The organism is Vibrio sabulosilitoris (genome assembly GCF_055391395.1).
This window is the reverse complement of record NZ_AP029600.1, coordinates 1,203,229-1,227,692: the sequence shown is the minus strand read 5'-3', so window position 1 is coordinate 1,227,692 and position 24,464 is coordinate 1,203,229. Positions and strand designations below refer to the sequence as shown.

The window sequence follows — 24,464 nt, the reverse complement described above, 5'->3', positions numbered from 1 at the left end:
ATCCGACTGTCTCCTCATATCTATAACAATGAGGATGATCTCACGGCCCTGCTCTCACTGTTAACAAGGATAATCAACTAATGCCAAGCAAAAAGCCGATCTTGTTTGATGACCATATAAGCACCGATGAAACCGAGATTCAGTATATTCTCGATACACGAGTTGGTAAAAAAACCTACACCAAATCTATCAACAACACCCAAGTGATGTTCAATTAAGTCTCAGCGAAGACTTTGGCAAATGGGGCATCGAGGTGATGGACTTTCCCCAAGGTGTCGGCCAGTGCGTTGCTGGTGAAAGGTTGTTTGCCATCGTGAACAAACAGGTGTTCGCCTGTCCGGTCGACCTGACCATCAAAGTCGGTGAGCTTAATCACGCTAATCAAATTGAATGGTATCAACCAGCGCTGGAACGAATTGCGCAGCTTAAGCAACATCCATCTTATGGAGGGTGCCTCGGCGTTGCCCATGCCAACTCCATTGAGGTGCAAAAATGGTTGCAACCTTATACCCAACTGCCGGTTGGCGATAGACTCGAAATTAAGGAAGGATAAGATGTCACTTATTGAATTACGCTCAGACACGTTTACCTTACCAACGCTCGCGATGCGTGAAGCGATGCTTGCAGCGCCAGTCGGGGATGATGTTTATGGTGAAGATCCAAGTGTGATAGCGCTAGAGAGAAAAATGACGACAATACTGGGTAAAGAGCAAGCGCTGTTTGTCGCAAGTGGCACGATGGCCAATCAGATTGCTATTAATCTTCATTGTCGCCCTGGGGATGAGGTGTTGGTTGGGGCGAATGCTCATAATCGCTTTTTTGAGTGCGGCGCGGCAGGTTTCTTATCGGGCGTGCAAATGACTGGCGTGCCAGGCGATGGCCGTTTTGATGCCGAGCAGCTCTTGGCAAGCCTGCACTTGCCCGGAAGCCACTATGCCCCGACACGGTTAATATCGGTCGAAAACACCCACAATGTCAGTGGGGGACGGATTTGGCCGCTGGCTTTGATACGGTTTCGGTGTGTTTTTCTAAGGGACTGGGTGCTCCCGTTGGCTCAGTGATTACGGGCTCAAAGAAAATAATGTGCGAGGCGCGGCGAAAACGAAGAATGATGGGAGGGGGGATGCGTCAGGCTGGTATTTTGGCAGCCGCTTGTGAGTACGCTATCGATCATCACCAACCACAACTTGTGGACGATCACTCAAATGCTCGCCTACTTGCCCGAGGCCTAGATCGGTTGGATGGTCTCTCCATCGGCTTGGGTAGTGTCGAAACTAATATCATCATGGTCAAATCCGACCAACCTGCATCGATGCTTGCACAACAGGCAGAGCTACAAGGCCTGATGTTTTTCCCGCTTAACGATCACTATTTTAGACTGGTAACTCATCGTGATGTGAGCCGATTACAATGTGAAAAAGCGATAGAGATATTGTCAGGTTTAATGCAAGAGTAGCACGCAGAGGGGACAAGTAGCTGCCGGAATAAATCTGATATCGGTGGAAGTTGTCTAGTAGTCAGTTGTAGACAACATGGAATACTTCCCTAATCTACTAAGCAAAAGGCTTATCGGGAAAACCTCCCGATAAGCCTTTGACAGACAGAGAGTTAAGCAGTTTGTCGCGGAGCTTGTTTGCTTGGGTTAACCTCAGTCAACAAACCGCGCAGCAGGCTAAAGCAGCCTAATACCAGAATAATGGTAAACGGCAGTGCTGCGATAATCGTGATCGATTGCAGTGCTTGAATCGAATCCGTGCCGCCAATCCACAACATAACAATCGCGATAAGCGCAGAGATTACCGCCCATACCACTTTCTGCTTGATAGGTAGCTCGAGTTTGCCACCAGCGGTCATACTATCGACAACGATTGAACCCGAATCTAGCGTGGTGACAAAGAACACGATGATTAAGGCAACCGCGATAACCGACAGGATGTTGCCTATCGCGTAGGCATCCAGCATGTAGAACAGGCTGAGTGAGACGTCAGTGATCCCTTGTTCAATGCCAAGCAGGCCAACGTTATTCATGATCTGGTCGATAGCGATACCGCCAAAGAAGGTCATCCACATCGTGGTCACGATGGTCGGCACAACTAGTACGCAGATCAAAAATTCACGAATGGTACGGCCTTTCGAGATACGTGCAACGAAGATACCGAAGAATGGTGCATAAGCGACCCACCATGCCCAGTAGAACACGGTCCAGCCATGCAGCCAGGTTGTATCTTCACGTCCAGCGCTTTGGCTCAGTGGGATGATGTTTTTCACATATCCAGTGACGCCAGTAAAGAATGAGTCGAGCGTGGTGGTGAAGTTAAGGATTGCTAGAAAACCTAGGAACAAGAAGGCAATCACCATGTTAAGGTTACTCAGCACCTTTACGCCGCTGTCCATACCACGGATCACAGAGACAATCGCTAGCGCCATAATAGCTAGGATAATTGCCAGTTGTAGGAACAGGCTGTTCTCAAGGCCAAATACATGGCTGATACCACTTGCCGCTTGAGTGCCGCCAAGGCCAAGTGATGTCGCCAGACCGAATAGGATAACTAGGACTGCCATCACGTCGATGATATCGCCAATCTTACCCCATACTCGGTCACCCAACAGCGGGTAGAAAACCGAGCGGATCGCCAGGGGTAGGCCCTTGTTGTAAACGAAGTAGGCAAGCGATAATGCGGTCATGCCGTAGATTGCCCAAGCGTGGAAGCCCCAGTGGAACACAGCACTGCCAAGCGCAAGCTCACGACCTTCAGCAGTGAACGGCTCAACATCAAGCGGAGTACCAAACCAGTTAGTGAAAAACGCGGTTGGCTCTGCAACGCCCCAAAAGATGAGACCGATGCCCATGCCAGCCGCAAACAGCATCGAAATCCAAGACAGGGTTGAGTAGTCGGTGGTGGCTTTGTCGCCCCCTAGGCGGATTTTACCCAGTGGAGAGAAGGCAATGCCGATAGCGAATAGAAGCAGTATGTTTGCCCCCCACATAAAGATGAAGTCAAATTTGGACAGCGCTGCGCCCTTGACGGCATCGATGGCGGCCTTGGCGTCTGCAGGTGAGAGCACTAAAAGGGTGACGATGAAAAGAAGAGATAAACCGGCAGAAGCGGTGAAAACTGTGTTGTGGACATCCATGCCCCACTTAGTAACGTTATCTTGACCAACTTGGTAGTCTGTAGAATCTATACTGTATTTGTTTGATTTATAACTCATGCTATGAGGTTTGTGCATGCTCGATTCAACGAACGCTGCGAACAACTCCTTGTTTAAGTAATGTACGATTAGCGTGTCGATATCCGCGAGTGAGAGATAGAACCTCACGCCTTGTCTAGCCAGCGCAGAAGTACCAACAACTAATCCCAAGTCGCGTAATTTAACACAAAATGCACCAAATTAGGGAGTTTTGCCTGATTTTTTACAAATTTCAGTTGTACTGGTGGTTTTTTTCTTGGTTTTGTAGTCATATTTTTTGTCCAAATCTGATTGATAATTGAGTGGTGCTCACCTGCTATTTATGGTGTTTTTACCTTGTTGCTTATTCCAATTAATATTGAGTAAATAGTGATTAAATCTCTAATTTCATTGCATATTTGAAATTTTAGTTAACCTTGCCTTGGTTATAACGATTGAATAATTTGTCTACAGGTTTTTGGCTAGGAAAATAAGATGAAAAGCATCAGTATATTGACGTTATTATTTGTATCAGGTGTCGTCTCTGCCTCAGAGTGGGGATACGGTGAAGATAATGGGCCGGACAAGTGGGGCAGAGTCTCTAAGCTGTGTATGGAGGGGAAAAATCAAAGCCCAGTAAATCTTGGTCAGACGGTGGCTACCCAAACACACGAGCTGGATCTTGATTATTCAGGCGTGGTCACACAGCTGTTCAACAATGGGCATACACTTCAAGCGGCGATAGAGGGAGATAATATCCTATCGATTGACGATAAACAGTTTATCCTCAAGCAGTTCCATTTTCATACCCCATCAGAAAACCTGATCAGAGATAGGTCATATCCACTCGAGGCACATTTCGTTCATGCTGATAGTGAGGGTAACCTCGCGGTTGTGTCAGTGATGTATGAGATTGATACTGAAAACCGTGAAATTGGCAAATTGACGCGAGCATTGCCAAGTGAGGGTAAGCGGTATTCGCTGCAAAAACCGTTGGCCGTTGCGGATATGCTGCCAGATTACCACTCTTATTATCGTTATAATGGCTCACTGACAACGCCTCCATGCTCTGAGGGTGTACGTTGGTTTGTGCTGGCTAATACTCAATCATTGTCTCAAGCGCAGGTCAAACAGCTTAACGATGTAATGGGGGACAATAACCGCCCAGTACAAAGCCTTTGGGCGAGGCAAGTTATGTTCAGTAATTAAGGTAGCCGGTGAAATTTGGTGACATTAGCATTAATTAATGCCACCAAACTTTTGAACATAATATTTAATGCACTAATCGCATCATGCGATGGCCTTATATCGCGTGGTCACTTGGGTATTATTACAAGTAACCAAGGAGCTCAGTGTATTGATATCAGCTACCTTATTCAAAATGAGGATTAAGAAGATACCAGTGAGTAGCGTTTCCAGTGCATTGATCGCCAACGAGCAAACATAGTTAGGCTGCGTACCCACTCATCTGCCGCGATGGCAACCCAAACCCCTAACACACCAAGGCCCCAGTGCAGTCCAAGCAGGTAGCCAAGAGTAACCGAGACTCCCCACATGATAAGGATTCCCATTTTTACGGTGTAATTGATATCTCCGGCCCCTTTAAGTGCCGAGATAAAGATAAGGTTGCCGACACGTCCAGCCTCAATCAGTAGTGAACCAATCAGCAGGCTTGCCAGAAGAGCTGCAATTTCGGGGTCTTCAGTAAATAGAGCGATGATTGGTTGGCGGGCGAGTACCACCACAACTATAGCCAGTACCGACGTTGTGACACCCAGTAGATAGTACTTTTGTACCCGGCTGAATATCTCATCTAGCCACTGTTTTCCAACGAAGTAACTCGTTTGGATTTGAGTCGCCTGGCCCAGCGCTAATGCAAACGTAAAGGTGACCCTGGTGATATTTTGAGCATAGGTGTAGGCAGCCAATGAGGCTGTACCAAGTTGTACCACAATGTAGATAAGCGCGATCTGAGCTAGGTTGTAGGAGAGGATCTCGCCACCATTCATTACACCGATTTTTAGAATTTTACGATAGACATCGTTGGGAATATGGCGCCACTGGCGGTAGTGAAATTGAATGTCAGTTTGCCTAATGACCAAGAAAAGTAGCAGAGTAGCGATAATCTGACTCACAACGGTAGCAATAGCCACTCCCGTGATTCCATATACAGGTAGGCCAAATGGTTGATAAAGAGCGATATAATTACCGATAACATTGACTATCCCTGCAATGAAGTTAATCACCATTGGCGACCTTGCGTAACCATAGCTACGTAAAATGGTGGTAAGGACTACGCTAAAAGTCAGATTAAAGGTGAATAGGCCAGTAACGGAAAGATATTGGTTGCTCATTATGGCCACGTCACTTTCAAGAGCAAACAGGGCAATAATAGTTTCGGAACTAAGATAGATCATAAGGCTTAACATTAATCCGACACCAAGGCCTAGGATTAAGCTTGCGAGGCCAACTTGTGAAGATTTTAAGTGTTGATGTGCTCCATTGTATTGAGCGATCAGGATGCCAGTACCACTACTGACCATTATAGAGATCACCATGATAAAAAAGATGATCTGCGAAACAACGCCAACCGCCGATACGGCAAGGTCAGAGTAACCGGAAAGCATGAAGATATCAGTAATACCAAGCACACTTCGGAGCAAGGTTTCAATAAAAATTGGCCAGGTAAGCGCGACAATATTCATTCGCCCTTCCGTGGCATGAGAAGATGATGACATAGCTAGCTTCTATAGTTTAATTAAGATAGGGATTGTCTGGTTTTAGAAAGAGTCAACCAGTGAGCAAGCTATATTGGGACAAAACCAGATAAAAAACTATGCATTAGGCCACATATTGAGTGTGACGTGCTCACTTTATGTATGATCATTCACTGTATAGCTAATCAACCTCACTTGAAGGGCGTCGCATACAGGTTGCGGGTCAAATGACTTTGAAAAGGAACGCTATCCCTGCCGACAGTATCTTTTATATGAGCTTGTCGATTGGTTTGAAATCTGCATTATTTAGGTCGCTTGGATAGAACTTACGCGGAGTTGACCTATTTTTGAGATAAGAAAGTCGAGTTTAAAGTGTGGTAAGTTACTTGGGTATCAAAGCACAGGGACTTATCAATGCGACCAAATAAAATAGTTTTCTTGACCGGAGCTGGGATCTCAGCCAGTAGCCCGGGTATGCAAACCTTTCGTTATAAAGATGGGCTTTGGAATGAACATCCAGTGATGGAGGTGTGCAGTCCTCAGGCCCTCGAGCGCGATCCGCAGCGGGTTTTAGATTTTTATAATACGCTGCGACGTAAGGTGCACAGTATCGAGCCTAACCTTGCTCATGTGGCGTTGACCAAATTACAGCAAGAGTACCCTGGTCAGGTTTCAATTATCACGCAGAATGTCGATCCGCTCCACGAGCAAAGTGGCTCTGAAGTGATTCATATGCACGGTGAGTTATTAAAAGCGTGTTGTCCTGTCTCGCAAGAGCCTATTGATTGGCAAGGTGACATTCGTTTAGGTGAGGACTTGTGTGATTGCTGCGCGACTCCTCAACAGCTTCGACCGTGGATCACCTTCTTTGAAGAGATGCCCAAGTTTATGAGTCAGATTGAACAACTGCTCGCAAATGCTGATCTCTTCGTTGCGATTGGTACCTCGGGTAAAGTTTATCCTGCTGCTGGTTTCGTCTATGCCGCCAAGTCGAACGGTGCATATTGCATCGAGGTTAATTTAGAGCCCGGTGACTTGTGTGAGGAGTTTCACGAATCGCGCCAAGGGAATGCGACAGAGCTGGTGCCAGAATTAGTCGAGCAGTTACTTGCGGGAAGCGAAGCTTAAAGATCGTGGACTCATGATTCATTCACAAACAACGGACAGTTTGCCCTAGAGTGATGAAGAATATAATTGAATTATATTGTGCACGATAGGAGCTCCTGGGGGGAGCATTGGCGTTGCGACAAGTAAATGTTGCCATTTAGGGTGGATAGTGCTTGTGTTGAACATAGTGTTGTGGTGCAAAAATTGACCAAGAAAACATTGCCAGTGTGCCACTCAACTTGGCTTGACTCACGCGCTTTTTTACCTCAATGGCAACTTTACGGTTATCGCCTCAGTTAACAGGCCTCTTTGTAAGGCCGCTGCCTACATCACTGTCTCAGTGCTGGACAATCGTGTCATAGATTAATGGTAAACCAAAGATCGAGTCGAAAAATGGGACTTTCCAGTAATTGGTTTACATATCACGATTGGTAGGCCTATTTTTTCCGAATTCTGCGACAAACATATCAGTTAAATTGCTTATAAAACCGGCTCTTATCCGGTTTGACAAGAATTGCTACATTTTTTTTGGGCTAATGACCAACTCGTTACCGAGATCACGTAAAATTGGTTAGCCAGTTGTTATACTGAGCGCAGTACACGGGATATGTACTGTTTACAATCGATATGGATCGGCCCAATTAGGCGCTGGATTCACTATTAGGGAGTTGAAGGGTTTATTTAGTTAGGTCGGTATATATGGTATTCAATGTTGAAAAAAGTAGAAAAGGGATTAATTTCCTGTTCCTACTTAATATTGCTCTCCTCATTTTTCTGATGTCTTTGGTGGGTTGCGAGGAGGATCTAAAAGAGTTCACCGAGGTTAATAATGGTATTTACCTGCGACTTGGCCAGGCTGATATCGATAATGAACTCGACTTTGCTGATGTGGCCAGCTTCAATCATCTTGATTTCGCAGGGCTACATCTCTCGATGGATATACCGGTTGAGAGCAATGGGCACAAGGAAAGTCGTCATACGCTAGGTTCATCTTGATACTCAGTAGTGTCTATCATCGCAGCTGCATTGTAACGACGCTCTTACCCTTTGCTCTATGCTTCTTTCCACATACCTGAGACAGCGTCATCAGGTCAGTTAGGCGTAGGAGCCACGTTTAATTACCCTCCAAATCAACAATGAGTGACAAAACTGTGCGCTCACACAGAATCAAAAACTTTTCTTTGTATAAAAATCAAACACTCTTTCCTTCACACTCCAGTCTGTTACAGTAATCACAAAAGCTTTTCATTGCGACCATTGGTTGAGTGAGGCTGTCTTTCGTCACGTGTTTTCTCAGTGGGTATAGTGTAATGGGCGCAACGGCATAAGAATCTGCCGTTGTTTGTGCGATCTTGTAAAGGGTTGTCGGATCGCGTTGATATAAAACAGAGGACTCGTTTTACATGGACTATTTCGACCTATTTGCCTTGGGTAACTTTGCTGCTTATTTCGCCACTGCGCTGGTGACCTTGCTGATTTTCAAGTATACCGTCATCGCCATTACACCCTATCAAGAGTGGCGCTTGATCAAAGAAGAGAAAAACGTTGCGGCGGCGGTCGCGCTTGGTGGGTCATTATTGGGTTTTAGCATCGCCATTAACGGGGTGCTGCAAAACGCGGTCAACTACATTGATTTTGCTATCTGGTCTTTAGTTGCCCTGTTCGCTCAGGTTATCTCGATCATCATCGTGCGTTTTGTCTTTATGCCTAAGTTTGTTGAACGGATAGAGAATAACGAGCTCGGAGCCGCTATTGTCGCCGCAGCGATGTATATTGCCGTTGGATTGCTTAACGCTGGCTCAATGACTTACTAAGAGGTGATGTTGTGAATAAGAGACAAGGTCACGTTAACTTAGGTCGGCATATGATCGGTGACCGTGCACCCATCGTGCTGTTTTTGGGTCTCGGTGCCGCGGTAACGCTGGGTGGATGCGATACCAAGAATGAGCCCTATTATTCGTTTACTAGCATGGACACCTGTGAGAAGACCCTTCCGGGCCAATGTGATGCTGCCTACAAACTGGCTGAACAAGAGGCCAAACGTACAGCGCTGAAGTACATGCTTGAACAGGAGTGTAGCCGAGACTTTGGCGCTAATATTTGTGTCAAAGATGAGCAAGGGGTGTGGTCGCCGCGTATGGCAGGTTTCATTACTCACAAGGACTCTAGTGTGTCTTTTGCCCAGCCGTTTTTCACTACGCTCAATCCTGATCTTAGCCTCTATGGCCAGGCGTTTATGGCAGATGGTCGAGAGATTGCCGATCTGCGAGATATGGATGGTCTTAATCTCGACCTCAGTCGTGATTATGCTAAGCCGCTGTCAACCTCGCGCTTAGAGCAGGTTGCCAACACTCAGGAAAATCAGGACTCAACAGCGGATGGACGCTCACAGAGTGGGTCGTTGGTTAACTCATTGCTTGGGGCTTATATCCTCTCAGAAGTAATTGATGAGACTGGGGACTACCTGAGCGAGCGTGAGCGCACTAAGCGCTATCAACAGTGTCTGCAATCCGGGCGCAATAACTGTGACCAATATCGAGTGTCTTCTGGTACGGCGCGGATAGGGAGCATGACGACAGGCAGAGCTGGCTCACAATTAGAGACCAAAGCTCAAAAAACGAACAGTACCTATAAAAGCACTGCGCCAGTGAAAACCAAATCCAAGGGCGGCTTTGGCAGCTCAGGGCGCTCATTTGGTGGCTTTGGCGGGTAGGGTTCGTCATGTTTCAGGTGGATATTGAGCCGCGTCCTAACTGGCAGCAACGACTGCTAGAGCTTGGTTTTGACTTCTACGAGGTATCAAGCCGACACCCCTATTGGTGTGAAAATCAGTATATTCAGTTAACGCGATCGCAGGTTGATCATATTGACCAGGTCAGTGAGGCGTTACATCAATTGGCTGTTGATGCAGTCAGCTATGTGTTTGAGCATGACTTACTTGATCTATTCGGTCTGCCAAGTCGGCATCATAAGCTGTTACGTGACTCCTGGCAGAGCGACAAAACCTATCTCTATGGTCGTTTCGACTTTGCTTGGGATGGTGTCAGTGAGCCCAAGCTACTGGAATACAATGCTCAGACGCCTACCTCGTTGTTTGAGGCCTCAGTGGCGGCTTGGGACTGGATGCGTCAGTGTGTAGAGCAGGGCAAGCTGCCTAGGCATGCAGATCAATTTAACCTGCTCGATGAGCGCATTATCACTCAATTTGCCTATCTTAGACAAACTAAACTATTGCGCTCGAACGTTCTCCATTTGGCCTGTGATGAGACCTCTTCAGAGGACTTGCGCACCGTGACCTACCTAGCGGCTTGTGCCAGTGATGCAGGATTTGAGTGCGTGATCGTGGATATCAATCATATCCAGCTGAGCGTGGATAATCGCTTCGCGGATCACAATTCCAAGCCAATTGATGGCTTGTTTTCACTTTATCCCTATGAATTTGCGCTGCTTGATGAGTATGGCGACTATATTGCAGAGAGTGGGTGTGTGTTTATCGAACCACTGTGGAAGGTATTACTGAGCTCAAAAGCCCTACTGCCAATCATGTGGCAATTGAATCCGGGACACAAAAATCTGCTTGAGTGCTATTTTGCCGATGATCCTCGAGCAGAGCAGATCCCGCAGCGGGTGATGAAACCCGTATTCAGTCGTGAGGGCGCGAATATCAGCATTGTGATGAACGGAGACTGTATTGAGGGAACCTCTGGTCACTATGGCGCAGAGGGCTTTGTTAGCCAAGCATACGCACCGCTAGTCGAATTTGGTCGAGGACGATGTGTGGTTGGGTCATGGATGATCGGTCATACCGCTTGTGGGATCTCGTTTAGAGAGTCTGACAGGCTGATCACCAATGACATCGCACGCTTCGTCCCGCATGTATTTTTTGAATAAAAGGAACTTTAACATGGCACTAGAAGATATCAGAGCGCATCTCGATGCATCGGATCATAACTGGACTGTTGAGGAGATTGAGGGAGGCTTGACGATTGTCAATGAGGATGGCGTGCTGGCGCACCTGATCTTGACTGAGCATCAGATGATCATTGAGTCATTGCTCTTTCCGGTAGAGGCGATTGAGGATGTGGCGAAGTTTGATGATTTGATGATGTTTGCCCAGAAAAAACTGCCACTCACATCGGTAGGTAAGACGATTGTCGCCAAGCAAAAGTTCTACGCAGCGTTTGGTGCGCTCTCTGCGGATTCCAAGTTTGAGAATATCGAATTAGAAGTGGTGATGTTGTATCAAAACATCACTGAGTTATTAGACTTTTCAGCTGATTTTCTTCGCGTTACAACGGAAACTAATTAAAGGGTAGGTCACTATGTCAGCATTTAAACGACTATGGACAGGTATAAAAGGCATCGTCAATAACGAAGTAGAAGCGATTGCAGATAAGAACGCTATCCCTGAGCTTCAGCAGGCCACACGTGAGGCGAAAGCGGAGATCCAGACACTGGATCAGAATATCGCCAAAACCCGTGGTGAGCGTAAGTTAGCTGATAACGAGATTGCTGAGTTGCAAGCCAAGATTGCTGGCTATGAAGAGAACGTGCGAGAGTTTGCAGCTCAAGAAAACATGGAGATGGCGACCAAGATTGCTGCAGAGATTGCCAATCAAAGGCCTAAACTCGACGCAGCGCAGGCAAGGCGTGATGCGATTTTGGCCAATGAGAACAAGATGATTGCGATTGTGCAAAATCTTAAAGAGCAGATCACTGGGATGGAGCAAGAAATCGCTCAGATCGAGAGTACGGAGAAGCTTCAGCGTGCCCAAGCCGCCACTTTGAACGTCACTGCGGGGCTGGAGTCAAAATCTAAGACCGCGCTTGAAGCACTTGAGCGTACTAAAAAGCGGCAAAAAAGCCGTGCTGCGGAGCTTGAGGCCGCAACGGAGTTGGCCGCGGAAGCGGAAGCGCCCAAAGGGATTGATGCCGAGATTGCAGCTGCTAAGGCGGGTAACAGTAATGCAGCGCAATCAGAGCTTGAGCGCATCCTTGCGGGTAAAAAGTGACGAATAGAGCCGACTGGGTAGGCGGTCAGTGAGCCGCTTGTCGGATAGGCATTGCAAGTAGGTAATGGAAGCTGGCTATGTTTGATTCTTTGAAAAAACTATTTGCGGTTAAATCGGGGCCAGAGCCGATAGTAAAGCCTGAGCCGCCCGAGTTACTTGGGTTACGTCTAGGTGCGTCATTGACCATAGACCCGATTAAACTGGATTTGATCCAGCCTGCACTGACGATTGACGGGGCAAATCCAGATCAAGTAATCGAAGCGGTTGGGGTTGTCAGGCTCGATCAGCAAAGAAAAATTGTCCGTTATTACACTGACGATGAGGCTTTTTTGCAGGTCCAGCTTGATGGAGAGCACATTCAGGAGCTGTCACTGTGGTACTTCTTCGATAGCAAAGGCGTCATTGAAGCTGACTGGCAAGCGCTACTTGACCACCAAGTTGCCACTGGTCGCTACGAGCTGGATGGTCAAATCTTCAATCAATCATGGCAAGGTGAGCAGGTCGAGCTTCTCACTGAGACCACTTATCACCGCGATGGTAGCGTCTCAGAGACGGATCAATTCTGTATGGCGTATTATCGCGACGTCGACAATCCCCACCTTGATATTGAGATGCTGCTTGTCAGCGCTGAAGAGAAACATAATACCGTAACGCAACGTCTAGATAGAGAGTTGGTACGCTCAACCGGCTTTATGCTCAACACTATCGATATTCGTAATAATTGAACTTATGCAGATGACAAAAACGCTGATCAAGCTCTGGGATGACTATTTTTCACGACTGGCGGAAGGCTTGAGTAAGGTCAATGCGGGAGCAATCGCGCTGGGTTTTGCGCTTTTGGTCTACGCGGTGTACTACCTTTTGGGCGAGTACGAGTTGATTGCCTCGCCAATCCGCTTTGCCTATCTGCTGGTGGTGACGGGAAGTACCGTGGGCTACGGCGACTTTAGCCCAAGCACTGAGTTGGGGCAGCTATTTACCGCCTTTTTTGTTATTCCCGTCGCCATTGGTATGTTTGGTCTGATTGCAGGGAAAATCATCGCTAAGGTCGCTAGCATTTGGTATAGGAAACTTAAAGGAATGCACACAGTAAATCTCAAGAATCACATTGTTGTTATCGGTTACAATCGTAATCGCACCCCTTCCTTAGTCCGCCAGCTGATACGTGAGGAAACGCGTAAAATTGTGTTAGTGTCGTGCGAGCAGGTGGAAAATCCAATGCCTGATATGGTGGAGTTCGTCAATGTGCCCTCGTTTACCAATGAGGAGGAACTCAGTCGGGTAGCGCTTGATTGTGCCAGCTGTATTATTGTCGATACCGATAGTGATGAGAATACCCTGACCATTGCCCTTTTTGTCAGCCAGCTGAACAACACCGCCCATTTAGTGGCGCACTTTATCGATATCGTCAAGGGACGGATATTAAAGCAGCAGTACCCCAATGCGGAGATCATTTCAAACCTGAGCACCGAGCTGCTTGCTAAATCAGTGATTGATTCAGGCTCGTCACTGGTCCATAGCGAACTGGTGTCGGCTACCCATGGACAAACCCAATACAGTATTGAGGTGACAGGTAAGCACAGCTTTGTACTACGTGATGTGTTTATGCTGTTTAAGGAAGAAACCGAAGCAACCATTATCGGCTTGAGACGTCAAGGCGTGGATGCAGTAGTGCTTAATGTCAATCTCTCTACCGTGATCAACCCCCAAGATACCTTGTATTACATCAGCGACGAGCGAATCCAATTCGATAACTGGCCAGTCGGTGAGGGGTAGTCCTTCTCCTATCCCCTTCAGCAGAGCCCCTAGTGTCGCTAAATGACCTATTAGCCTTGCCAGCTTGGTATTGTTTTCTGGGATCGCAGTAATGGTTGTGATGATCCTTGCCCCTATTTCTCTATCAAACGAAATAGATCGGAAATCGAGAAAGCAGCCGGGCAAGTGCTGCTAAGGTTTGTTTTCGATACTTTATTGTTTTTTAGTACAACGCTTTAAATAGATAGATTTTATATTAACTTTAATGATATGGCGGAGTAGCGATGAAAAGTAGATAAATTAGCTTATATGTTATTGTGGTTCTGTGGGTGGTTTTTAATATATATTGTGCAGTGGTCATCCAAATAGACTATCTTGAAGTACTAGGTTGATTATTAACTATTGGCAGACTATTATGCCTATCTCTGTCGCTACAATATAACCTTAACTGGTAAAGCTTGAGGTCATCTTACGATACATTCCAGGTGAAACGCCTTTAATTTGTTTGAAGTTTCGGTTAAAGCTCGAAACGGTGGGAAAGCCGACCGAAAAACCAATATCGGCGATCCCCTTAGAGCTCTTAAGAAGCAGGTTTGCTGCAGCCTCAATCCTAACTTGAGTAATATAACTCATTGGCGATGTACCAGTTTGGGCTTTAAATGCACGACAAAACGCATTTTTGTTCATATGAGTCTGTTGGGCAATATCGTCAAGGTTGATTTCGCGATGATAGTTACTATTAATCCACTCTATCGAAGCGTGAATCTTTGTCGTTGACTGAATTTCAATATCTTGTTCTATCTGAGTCGACAAGAACTCCAATTGAGCGTTAATGTTCACTTCCGACAACAGTTGTAAGAATGTAATCACTGAGCTTACGCCCTTGGCTTGAATAAGCTCAGCCATCGACGAAAATAGAGACTCAGGGGCGTGACGAATGACCATGCCATGCTTCGCATGACTTATCATTTTGGCGATGCGATCCAGTTCTGGTGTTTCAGTAAAGAGTGACCCAAAACAATCGGGAGTAAACTGTAATACATAGGAATACAATGGCTGCTTTTCTCCCCGTGTGGTTTGAAAACGGTGCGGGACGTTAGAGCCAATAAAAAAAATATCACCCGCTTGAAAGTCACAAGTTGTATTACCAATCAATACCTTACCAAAGCCTTTGGTAATAAATACCAATTCTGTCTCATGATGAAAATGATACGGATGCTCAAATTCACTCGACTCAAATTCGTATGCCGTAAAAGAGTGATGGTCTCTAGAAATGTTTTCAACCGTTGGTTTCACATTGCCCCTTCCATAATCAGCCTGCAGTTAGGTTACTTGGGTATATAAAATTATTTGCGAGTGATCTATTTCACGCTTTTATCCAATGCTAATTTTTAACCATTTTAGGCGAATTTCTGCGCAGAATCGTTGCGCTACCCCCGATAAGATGAATTTAGTTAGGAATAAGGAGAAACCTAATGCTGTAATCAGATATTTCCCAACTGATAAGGTTATCTTCCCCCTTTCTGGTTTACCATGCGCGTCTTAATTCGCTGACTTTACGCAGCCAAATGATTCAAAGCATATAGGTTGCCGAGCAGTACGATTAGCGAGATAAGTCGTTGCCCAATAATATCCTGGGCGGCGCTGTTGATTGGACAACAGTCGACCGCAAATCACCTCACAAAAAGAGGACGAGTTATGATTATTCCAATCTCTTTCGCACTCGTAACCGGCGCTGTCGCCATCGGCTCTTGGTACAAGGTTCGACGCAAATCGACCAAGCAAGAGTCGGCCAATTCGTATTTTCTTGCCGGTCGCGGCCTAACTGGGGTGCTGATCGCCTCATCATTGATGCTCACCAATCTTTCGACTGAGCAGCTAGTGGGTCTGAATGCACAAGGTTATACCGCCAACATGACTCCTATGGCATGGGAGGTGTGTGCGGCGTTGACCTTGGTCGTGGTGGCGCTGTATCTGTTACCCAAGTACCTCAGTGGCGGAGTGACGACCATTCCGGAGTTTATCGAGGATCGCTTTGGCAAGAGCACCATGTACTTCTGTACCTTCTTGTTTCTATTCGGCTATATCCTGAATTTGCTCCCGCCAATCTTATATACCGGCTCGGTGGCTCTAGGCGGGATCTTTGATATCTCGGGCATCTTTGGGGTTTCTTACTGGGGCGCGATTTGGATCATGGTTGTGTCGATTGGTTTGGTCGGTGCGGCGTACGCGGTTTTCGGTGGCCTAAAAGCCATTGCTTACTCAGATACCTTTAACGGTGTTGGACTGCTGATCGGTGGGGTGATCGTCATTCCTATGTTTGGCTTGGCGGCGCTTGGTGATGGCAGCGTGGTGGCGGGTTTCCAGCACTTGATGACCGAACATCCAGAGAAGCTAAATGCCATCGGCGGTAAGGATGACCCGGTTCCATTTTCGACCTTCTTCACCGGCATGCTGATCCTCAATTTGTTCTACTGGGGAACTAACCAATCGATTATCCAGCGAGCACTGGGTGCACAAAACCTAGCAGAAGGGCAAAAAGGGGTATTGTGGGCAGGTATGCTCAAGCTAGCCGGTCCAATGTTCCTACTGATACCCGGTATCATCGCCTTTGCTATGTTTGGTCCTGACTTACCCAATGGTGAGGTGGCTTATCCCATGCTAGTGCGTGAAGTGCTGCCCACCCCATTGGTCGGCTTTTTCGCTGCAGTGTTATTTGGCGCGATCCTAAGTTCATTTAACTCCGTTCTGCACAGTACCTCGACCCTATTTACGCTAAACGTCTATAAGCCATTGCTAAACCCTAAGGCGAATGATGGCGATTTGGTCCGAGTCGGCAAGCGCTTTGGCGCGGTGATCGGTTTGTTTGCCATCTTTGTTGCACCGTTTATCTATTATGCCCCAGAAGGCTTCTATCAATACTTTCAAACCATCAATAGCTTCTACATGGCGCCAATGTTTACCGTCATTGTGGTCGGCTTGATCACACGTCGCGTGCCTGCGATGGCAGCCAATATCGGCATTGTGGTGTTTATGGTTGCCTACGCACTAACCAGTTTTGTCTATCAACCGGATATCCACTTCCTTCATCTCACCGGCTTACTGTTTGTGTCAGTAGGGCTGCTGATGATGGTAATTGGTTATTTCTTCCCGCAAGCGAAGGCGCATCAGCCTAAAAAAGCCAATGCGGTTGAGCTCAAACCTTGGAAGCACGCCAAGCCGTTTTCGGTGGCGATCTGCCTTGGTGTGGTATTGCTTTATATCATCTTCTCACCACTGGGCATTGCCAAGTAGTGACATGTCCAGACTCAGCCATTTTGTGCAGAGTCTGGGCGCGATTAGAACTCAGCACCAGTCAGTAGATACAAAGATTATTTTAAGAAATATGCAGTGAATCTATCCAATAATTGATTGAGACAGGAGTGTTATCCATGACAATCCAAAACCTACATCCACAGACCCTAGCCTTTGTTGAAACCAACCCAATGCCATTTCTACTCAATGGTGAATGGGTCCAATCGAAACACACGATAGGCGCTCATAACCCGGCAACAGGCGCACCGATTGCAACCGTGTCGCTCGGTGATGCAGAAGATGTCGATAAAGCGGTGCTCGCCGCTGATCAAGCGTTCAAAACTTGGCGCAAAACCACACCAAAGTCTCGCGCAGATAAGATGCTCAAATTAGCCGAGCTGGTGATGCGTGACTGTCAGATTTTAGCCGAGCTAGAGTGTATCGATGTCGGCAAACCAGTCGCGGCAGCGGCAGGCTTTGATGTCCCTTTCTGTGCTCAGTGCTTTGAATATTATGCTCAGGTAGCGATTGAGACAGAGTATGAGTGTGAGCTTGGTCTAGAAGTGACAGATAGTCAGACGGTCAAGCGCCCTTACGGCGTGGCAGGATTTATTTTCCCGTGGAACTTCCCTTTGACCTTGTGTGCATGGGGTATTGCACCTGCGTTGGCCGCAGGTAATACGGTAGTGATAAAACCAGCCTCAGAAACTCTGCTATCAACTTTGTATTTTGCCAAGTTAATTGAAGAGGCGGGCTTCCCGGCTGGAACGGTCAATATAGTGCCCGGACGCGGCGGGGTAGTGGGTGAGGCATTGATGAATCACCCTAAAGTCAAATTGATGTCGTTTACAGGCTCAACGGAAGTTGGTCGCCGAATTGGTGAGGTCTGTGGGCGTAATTTAGTCCCCGCTAAGTTGGAGTTGGGGGGCAAAGGTGCGGCGGTGATCTGTCAAGACGCGGATATTGATCTTGCAGTGGAAGGGCTATCGGGAGCCATCACGCTCAACGCCGGACAAGTATGTTGTACTGCTTCTCGTTGGTATGTGCATGAGTCAATCTACGATGAGTTTGTCGCTAAGGCCAAGGCTAAGTTTGAGGCATTAAAACTTGGTAATGGGCTGGATGACAGCACTGAAATGGGGCCAATGTGCACCCAAAAACAGATGTCAAAGGTGCTTGAGTGTATTGCAGAGGCTCAGGCCGCTGGGGCAGAAGTGGTCACCGGTGGTCGGCGCGAGATGTCGGGTGAGCTAGACCGTGGGTACTTTATTCAGCCAACACTTTTAGCCGGCAGTGATGACAACCCTTGGGCGCAGGATGAGATTTTTGGGCCTGTAGCATTCTTACTCAAATTTACAGACGAAGACGAAGTGGTTGAGAGAGCCAACCTTAATCCATATGGCTTGGCAAATAGCGTTTGGACTCGAGACGCGGCGAAGGCCAAACGAATTGCGGCAGAGTTGGTTGCAGGTAATAGCTGGATCAACGCACACAATGTGTTTGAGTATGGTTTGCACTATGGTGCATGCAACCAAAGTGGCTGTGGTGGTGGTGTGAACAGCAGGGCGACCTTTGAGGGGTACCTACGCCATCAATCTGTTGCCGCGATTCGCTGAGGTAAGGCATGATTTTAGACACCTTGAAAAAACACCAAATCGTGTCAAGTGATCATGCCACGGCCACCCCACTGACCGGTGGGGTGAGCTGCGAGATCTATTTGATAGAGGATGGTGAGCGTCGTTTTGTTGCCAAGCGTGCACTTGAGAAGCTGCGCGTCAAGCAAGATTGGTTTGCAGACACCAGCCGGAACTTGTACGAGCAACGCTATCTAAAATACGTCGGGCAGCGCTTCCCACATTATGTACCAAAGGTTCTTCATGCGCTTGAGCAGGAGCGTCTATTTGTCATGGAGTATTTTCCTACTCAGTTCAAGGATTGGAAAAAGTACTTAATGAAACGCGAGCTGGATACTCAAGTCGCTCATCAATTAGCCACTGCGCTGGCGGATATTCACCTTGTCAGCTGGAGAGACACAGAAGCGATCGACCTGTTTGACTCGGATGAAAACTTTCATCAACTGCGTCTATCGCCGTATTTTGAAAGTTTAAAGGCGCGTTATCCCGCCCTGTCATCATTGTTAACAGAGACCTGTAAGGAAGTCGCTGAGACTAAATACTGCCTCGTACATGGCGATTTTAGCCCCAAAAATATCTTAGTTGCTGGGCAGAAAATCAAGGTTGTGGATTGTGAGGTGGCTTGGTATGGGGACCCGGCGTTTGATGTGGCGTTTATGCTTCATCATTTACTGCTCAAATCACATCACTTTAATGATCCGAACTACCTAGTGCTTGCCAGTGACTTTACCAACACCTATCGAGATGTCCTTGGCGAGGAAAAATTCACCCTCGTCAATGAGCAACGGGTGGCCAAATTGACCCTGTTAATGGCACTGGCGCGCGTCGATGGTAAATCACCGGTGGAATATCTGGACCAACACCAACAACAGGCCGTTCGCCAGTGGTGTTGCTCTGCCATTGAGAATCAGCAATTTAATTTAGAAACTATCTTTAACGGAGTGAAGTCTCATGAAAATTGTCTCAATTGATGCCTATCAGATTTTTGATTCGCGCGGTCAGCCGACCGTTGAAGCGTTAGTGAGCCTTGATACTGGCGAGGTGGGGATGGGCACAGTACCATCGGGTGCATCCACTGGACAGTTTGAGGCGCTAGAGCTGCGAGATGGCGATTTATCCTGTTTTCTCGGCAAGTCGGTGTATCAAGCAATAGCCAATATCAAGGACATCATTCAGCCGGAATTGGTCGGGATGAGTGTTGAGTGCCAAAAGACCCTAGATAGTAAAATGTGCGAGCTTGATGGTACGGCAAATAAGAGTCGTTTAGGTGCCAATGCCATTCTCGCGGTATCGCTCGCGATAGCGGATGCAAAGGCGAAAGCGATCAAACAACCTTTGTATCGAAGCCTGGTACCGCAGAACTCAGACTTCTTGTTACCTTTGCCTGAAATTCAATTGGTTGGTGGTGGAGCTCACGCACAGTGGCGCACTGATATTCAGGACTTTTTATTGATTGTAAATGGAGCTAAAACCTATCAAGAGACACTGGAAGTCACGTACAACATCTATCGCACTGGAGAAAACTTACTCAAGAGCCGTGGGTTGCTTGCGGGAGCCGCTGATGAGGGCGGTTTTTGGCCGACTTTTGATAGCCATGGTGAGATATTTGATTTTGTGGTTGAGGCAATCGAAAAGGCGGGTTACAAACCAGGGCGTGATGTCTCGATCTCTTTGGATATTGCGGCGAGCGACCTCTACTCTGAAGGCAAATATCACCTGCCACTTGATGGTATGAGTTATAGCTCAGAGGAGTTTCTTCAATTGATGCTGGACTGGTGTGAAAAATACCCAATTCTCTCGATTGAAGACCCGTTTGCGGATATCGATTTTGCCATGTGGCAGCGTTTTACCGCCGAGGTGGGTGAAAAAGTTCAGGTCATCGGTGATGACTTGTTTACCACTAACATTGAGCGGATAAAACTTGGCATTGAACAGAAGCTGGCCAACAGTGTGTTGATCAAGCTCAACCAGATTGGTACCGTTTCTGAAACCATCGATGCGATCCGATTAACCCAAGAAGCGGGTTGGTTGCCTGTGGTATCCGCTCGCTCTGGGGAGACAGAGGATGCCTTTATTAGCCACCTAGCAATCGCGGCCAACGCGGGTCAACTTAAAGTCGGCTCGTTTACCCGCAGTGAACGCATGGTGAAGTGGAATGAGGTGATCAGGATTGAACACCAACTCCAGGGGCAATCCCGCTTTATTGGCGGTGAGATCTATCAACAGCTGGGGAAAAGTGTATCGATCGCTTGATATGAAGCCAGTTCGTGCGTGCTCTGATGACGAGAGGCGGCGAACAACACAATGAGGCGTGCTACTGTCAGCTCGCCTGTTGACTTGCGAAACTCGCTCCACAAACTCGGGCCAAGATGCCCGAGTTTGTTCGTTTAGCGATGGAAATAGATTGTAGGGGGTTATATCGCGCTTGTGATGTTTAGTGTGGGCTTATGACTCAATGTTTGAAACTGAAAAAGCATCACTCAATATCACGCGCACTGTAGAGAAAGGAGCAATGACCAGCGCTTAAATCATACTCAGATCACTTATTTCACTCACAATATTGATACTAAGAAAGATATCTATTATACCAATCTATGATCTTCGGCACATAGTCACATGACGTACTTACCATTTATATGATCAGTGTCGCACATCATATATGTCGGTATACCAATGTAAACGTTTACCCTGTACTTTGGTCGCTCAATTGTTAGTAAGTAATAAACCAATTTCGTCAGGAAGTAGTTATGGTTCATCACACCCGGAATGCCATGAAGTATGCATTAATTGTTGCTTTAGGTGGCTTTGTCTTTGGCCTCGACGCCGCGATCATATCTGGTACGATTCGATACATTAGTGTCGAATTTGGCTTATCAGATCTTCAGATAGGTACTGTAGTTAGCGCACCTAGCTTAGGGGCAATCATTGCTCTGTTTGTTGCTGGTAAAGCTGCCGATGCATGGGGGCGAAAGACAACCTTGCTTGTGATCGCCGGGTTGTATGTCTTCTCTGCGATTGGTTCAGCGTTAGCCCCTAGTTACGAAGTATTGGTTGCTGCTCGCTTTGTTGGTGGCCTAGCCTTTAGTTCTCTCTCTCTTGCCTCTATGTATATTGGAGAAGTCGCGCCATCTCGATTACGCGGTAAGCTTGTCTCAGCAAATCAGTTCAATATCGTTATTGGCCTCTCAGCTGCGTACTTTATCAATTACTACTTGGTAACCAATACTAACGAGTCAATTTATTTGCTCTCAGAAGCAGGCCTATGGCGTGCGATGCTCGCTTCAGAATTGATCCCAGCCATTGCCTGGCTTTGCCTGCTATTTACGGTGCCAGAATCACCACGCTGGCTGATCCTAAAAGGTCGACCAAAAGAAGCGAAGAAGGTACTTGGCCTACTATACTCCCCAGAAGAAATCATGGAGACGGTTAAGAACATTAATGCCAGTATGGATGTTGACAAGCAGCCATCTTTCTCTAGCCAGTTCCGCCAACTACTCAAGTCAAAGTATCGTAGTGCTCTTATCATTGGCGTCACCATTGCTATTGTGCAGGGTGTGACCGGAATGAATGCCATTCTATTCTATGCCCCAACCGTGTTTGAACAGGTAGGTTTTAGTGGTGATGTCGCCTTCAAACAAGCGATCTATGTTGGACTTGTGAGTGTTGTGTTTACAATTCTAGCGATTGCTTTCATTGACAAATTAGGCCGCAGACCGCTACTGATCATCGGCCTCAGCTGCGCTTTGCTAAGCCACCTTACTTGCTGGTATAGCTTCAACAGCGCAAGCTATCAGCTGACTGAGCAACGCGTAGAAGCGCTCAGTGAATCAATCGAAACTCAGCCGTTAGCTGCGATTGTTGGCGTTGAATATCACAGCGACGTTGAGTTTAAAACAGCTCTGTCTTCACTCTACTCTCAAAATGAGCTAAGACAGTATGAGGCACAAATTATCCAGAGTGCGATTTCGGTTAACCCATATTTAGTCTTGTTTGGTATCCTTGCATTTATTGCAGCTTTCCACATCTCTATCGGGCCGATTATGTGGGTGCTCTTTTCCGAGATATTCTCTAACTCGGTAAGAAGTGTCGCGATACCGCTATCGGCAATCGTAACGAGTATCACAAGCTACCTTATCCAGCAATTTTTCCCTTGGCAGCTAGCTAATTTGGGGGCCGCAAATACCTTCCTTATGTACGCGCTATTTAGCGGCATAGGTCTGGTGTTTATTGTTAAGTTGTTACCAGAGACCAAAGACAAGTCTATCGAGCAAATTGAGCAGTTGCTGAGCCGTGAAAAGCCAACCAATGCTCAGCTCGCGACAAGTAACTCTTAAGCCTCTATTGCTCGAAATAGCAATGTGATTATGATGGATTCTGCTGTACCTAACGGGACCCTGTCTATATCGACAATATCCATCATTTAAATCGTGATGTTGGAATGGAGCCTAATAACCTGACAGTTTAGGTTATACAGGCTCCATTAAGAGCGAAAGGGGAGGGGAAAGTAAAAGCTCTCTCTTCGTTATATTGCTAATTACGGTGACCTTTGGACTTAGCTTTAAAACCATCTCACAATGAGGTTAATTTAGCATTGCTCTTGACTTGCTAAACGCGCTGGACAAACTCGGGATCAAATAGATGCCCGAGTTTGTCATTCTTGGTTTGTAGATAGGCTTTATTGTGTGGGTTATGCCCCTCTTGTAATGGGACTCGCTCGACGATATTGATTTGAGCTTTTTTCAGAGCGGCTATTTTTCGAGGGTTGTTGGTCATCAAACGCACCGAGTCTACGTGAAAATGTTGCAGGATTTCTTTGCAAAATGTGTAGTCACGAGCATCGGCATCAAAGCCAAGGCGCTCGTTGGCTTCCACGGTGTCGGCGCCTTTGTCTTGCAGGTTGTAGGCACGGATCTTGTTCATCAGACCAATACCACGGCCTTCTTGGCGTAAGTAAAGCAGTATTCCGCAGCCTTCTTCAGTTATATTGTGCAGCGCACGATTAAGTTGAAAGCCGCAATCACAGCGCGTGCTAAACAGCGCATCTCCGGTTAGGCATTCTGAATGTAACCGAACCAAGGGCACTTGGTTGCCATTCAGGTCACCATAGACGAGTGCAACATGCTCTTTTCCGTTGGCCCGCTCAAGAAAACCATACATCATGAATGTTCCCCAACGAGTGGGCAGCTTTGCTTGTGAGATAAACTCCACCAAATTAGCCGGTTTGATACGCTTAAGCTCGGCACGGATGTTCATTAAGATCTCACCTAAGTGGTTTTCACCACTACCATCACCACCATCTCCCCAGAAGGCATCCTTGTGAGAATGCTCGGTTAAATGAGCACTGGCGGTATTAATCAGCCTTTGCGCAAGCTCAGTATTCTGGAGGAACTTCTCTCGCACGATATAACTCATCACCGAGAGTTTTTGTTGATCCCAGTCTTTGCGCACCAGATGTTGATACTTACGGCTTAACGCGAAGGCCTCACAAGGCGTTTCGGCCTCAAGAATTTGTTGTTGCAAACTAGGGTCAGTAAACTTTTGCGCTTGATAATAGTGTTCACTGGTTGGCCAGGATATTGACGAGACTTTGATCGGGGCCGAACAAAAGTTAGAAAGGAAGCCATACGGCTCGTCTGGCTCGTAAAAAAAAATCTGTTCACTCATAGTCGTCCCCTGACTGCTAATAATTATCAGTTTTGTTGCATATTGATAAGGTCTAGTAAGTCAGAGCGATAAAGTCAAATTGAGGTTGGTGGTGGCAGCACAATCTATGT

General features: G+C 46.9%; 21 protein-coding genes and 1 pseudogene. 18 read left to right on the top strand and 4 right to left on the bottom strand.

The window, feature by feature from the left end; all coding sequences use genetic code 11:
• Positions 1-80: 80 nt before the first annotated feature.
• From ACZ5R2_RS21005 to ACZ5R2_RS20995, 3 genes and pseudogenes are all read left to right on the top strand, one after another.
• The gene (locus ACZ5R2_RS21005; RefSeq protein WP_464902678.1) at positions 81-218 is read left to right on the top strand and encodes a hypothetical protein; all 138 of its coding nucleotides are present in this window, start codon (positions 81-83) and stop codon (positions 216-218) included.
• A 38-nt stretch (positions 219-256) separates the two neighbouring features.
• Entirely contained in the window at positions 257-553 is a 297-nt protein-coding gene (locus ACZ5R2_RS21000; protein ID WP_464902679.1) for a hypothetical protein, read from the top strand.
• Positions 444-1,456, top strand: a pseudogene (locus ACZ5R2_RS20995) (threonine aldolase family protein). Before ACZ5R2_RS21000 ends, ACZ5R2_RS20995 begins: the two are co-directional and overlap by 110 nt.
• A gap of 152 nt (positions 1,457-1,608) precedes the next feature.
• Here the strand turns inward: ACZ5R2_RS20995 and ACZ5R2_RS20990 are convergent.
• Positions 1,609-3,213 carry a BCCT family transporter gene (locus tag ACZ5R2_RS20990; protein WP_464902680.1) on the bottom strand — a complete coding sequence of 535 codons (1,605 nt, stop codon included), beginning with the start codon at positions 3,211-3,213 and terminating at the stop codon, positions 1,609-1,611.
• 453 nt (positions 3,214-3,666) lie between these two features.
• Here ACZ5R2_RS20990 and ACZ5R2_RS20985 point away from each other — a divergent pair, with 453 nt between their 5' ends.
• Positions 3,667-4,380, top strand: coding sequence for a carbonic anhydrase (locus tag ACZ5R2_RS20985; RefSeq protein ID WP_464902681.1), 714 nt, complete (start codon positions 3,667-3,669; stop codon positions 4,378-4,380).
• A gap of 179 nt (positions 4,381-4,559) precedes the next feature.
• Here the strand turns inward: ACZ5R2_RS20985 and ACZ5R2_RS20980 are convergent, their stop codons facing one another.
• A complete protein-coding gene (locus ACZ5R2_RS20980) occupies positions 4,560-5,909 on the bottom strand; it encodes an MATE family efflux transporter (protein ID WP_464902682.1) in 1,350 nt (449 codons plus the stop codon).
• 393 nt (positions 5,910-6,302) lie between these two features.
• Between ACZ5R2_RS20980 and ACZ5R2_RS20975 the strand changes: the two genes are divergently transcribed.
• The 9 genes from ACZ5R2_RS20975 to ACZ5R2_RS20935 all read left to right on the top strand — a co-directional run bounded on the left by ACZ5R2_RS20975 (position 6,303) and on the right by ACZ5R2_RS20935 (position 13,783).
• Positions 6,303-7,016, top strand: coding sequence for an NAD-dependent deacylase (locus tag ACZ5R2_RS20975; protein ID WP_464902683.1), 714 nt, complete (start codon positions 6,303-6,305; stop codon positions 7,014-7,016).
• Between the two features lie 678 nt (positions 7,017-7,694).
• A complete protein-coding gene (locus tag ACZ5R2_RS20970) occupies positions 7,695-7,991 on the top strand; it encodes a hypothetical protein (RefSeq protein WP_464902684.1) in 297 nt (98 codons plus the stop codon).
• A 407-nt stretch (positions 7,992-8,398) separates the two neighbouring features.
• A complete protein-coding gene (locus ACZ5R2_RS20965) occupies positions 8,399-8,809 on the top strand; it encodes a DUF350 domain-containing protein (RefSeq protein WP_464902685.1) in 411 nt (136 codons plus the stop codon).
• Between the two features lie 11 nt (positions 8,810-8,820).
• Positions 8,821-9,708 (top strand): DUF1190 domain-containing protein, encoded by an 888-nt coding sequence (locus ACZ5R2_RS20960; RefSeq protein WP_464902686.1) that lies wholly within the window; start codon positions 8,821-8,823, stop codon positions 9,706-9,708.
• Positions 9,709-9,716: 8 nt separating this feature from the next.
• Positions 9,717-10,886, top strand: a complete 1,170-nt coding sequence (locus ACZ5R2_RS20955; protein WP_464902687.1) for a glutathionylspermidine synthase family protein — start codon at positions 9,717-9,719, stop codon at positions 10,884-10,886.
• A gap of 13 nt (positions 10,887-10,899) precedes the next feature.
• Complete coding sequence (locus ACZ5R2_RS20950) at positions 10,900-11,304, top strand: DUF2170 family protein (RefSeq protein WP_464902688.1); 405 nt, start codon at positions 10,900-10,902, stop codon at positions 11,302-11,304.
• Between the two features lie 13 nt (positions 11,305-11,317).
• A complete protein-coding gene (locus tag ACZ5R2_RS20945) occupies positions 11,318-12,007 on the top strand; it encodes a PspA/IM30 family protein (protein ID WP_464902689.1) in 690 nt (229 codons plus the stop codon).
• A 77-nt stretch (positions 12,008-12,084) separates the two neighbouring features.
• Positions 12,085-12,732 carry a DUF2491 family protein gene (locus ACZ5R2_RS20940; protein ID WP_464902690.1) on the top strand — a complete coding sequence of 216 codons (648 nt, stop codon included), beginning with the start codon at positions 12,085-12,087 and terminating at the stop codon, positions 12,730-12,732.
• Between the two features lie 10 nt (positions 12,733-12,742).
• Positions 12,743-13,783, top strand: a complete 1,041-nt coding sequence (locus tag ACZ5R2_RS20935) for an ion channel (RefSeq protein ID WP_464919447.1) — start codon at positions 12,743-12,745, stop codon at positions 13,781-13,783.
• Positions 13,784-14,206: 423 nt separating this feature from the next.
• On the opposite strand, the gene ACZ5R2_RS20930 is transcribed toward ACZ5R2_RS20935, so the two are convergent.
• Positions 14,207-15,058 (bottom strand): AraC family transcriptional regulator, encoded by an 852-nt coding sequence (locus tag ACZ5R2_RS20930; protein WP_464902692.1) that lies wholly within the window; start codon positions 15,056-15,058, stop codon positions 14,207-14,209.
• Between the two features lie 402 nt (positions 15,059-15,460).
• Between ACZ5R2_RS20930 and ACZ5R2_RS20925 the strand changes: the two genes are divergently transcribed.
• The 5 genes from ACZ5R2_RS20925 to ACZ5R2_RS20905 all read left to right on the top strand — a co-directional run bounded on the left by ACZ5R2_RS20925 (position 15,461) and on the right by ACZ5R2_RS20905 (position 23,024).
• Positions 15,461-17,056 carry a solute:sodium symporter family transporter gene (locus ACZ5R2_RS20925; RefSeq protein WP_464902693.1) on the top strand — a complete coding sequence of 532 codons (1,596 nt, stop codon included), beginning with the start codon at positions 15,461-15,463 and terminating at the stop codon, positions 17,054-17,056.
• A gap of 137 nt (positions 17,057-17,193) precedes the next feature.
• On the top strand, positions 17,194-18,672 hold the full coding sequence (locus tag ACZ5R2_RS20920; protein WP_464902694.1) for an aldehyde dehydrogenase family protein: 1,479 nt from the start codon (positions 17,194-17,196) through the stop codon (positions 18,670-18,672).
• 8 nt (positions 18,673-18,680) lie between these two features.
• Positions 18,681-19,661, top strand: coding sequence for a phosphotransferase family protein (locus ACZ5R2_RS20915; protein WP_464902695.1), 981 nt, complete (start codon positions 18,681-18,683; stop codon positions 19,659-19,661).
• Positions 19,642-20,943: a phosphopyruvate hydratase gene (gene eno / locus ACZ5R2_RS20910; RefSeq protein ID WP_464902696.1), complete on the top strand. Its 1,302-nt coding sequence runs from the start codon at positions 19,642-19,644 to the stop codon at positions 20,941-20,943. Before ACZ5R2_RS20915 ends, eno begins: the two co-directional genes overlap by 20 nt.
• 518 nt (positions 20,944-21,461) lie before the next feature.
• Positions 21,462-23,024 carry a sugar porter family MFS transporter gene (locus ACZ5R2_RS20905; protein ID WP_464902697.1) on the top strand — a complete coding sequence of 521 codons (1,563 nt, stop codon included), beginning with the start codon at positions 21,462-21,464 and terminating at the stop codon, positions 23,022-23,024.
• A gap of 271 nt (positions 23,025-23,295) precedes the next feature.
• Here ACZ5R2_RS20905 and ribA read toward each other — a convergent pair whose 3' ends face one another.
• Positions 23,296-24,354, bottom strand: coding sequence for a GTP cyclohydrolase II (ribA, locus tag ACZ5R2_RS20900; protein WP_464902698.1), 1,059 nt, complete (start codon positions 24,352-24,354; stop codon positions 23,296-23,298).
• Positions 24,355-24,464: the final 110 nt, after the last annotated feature.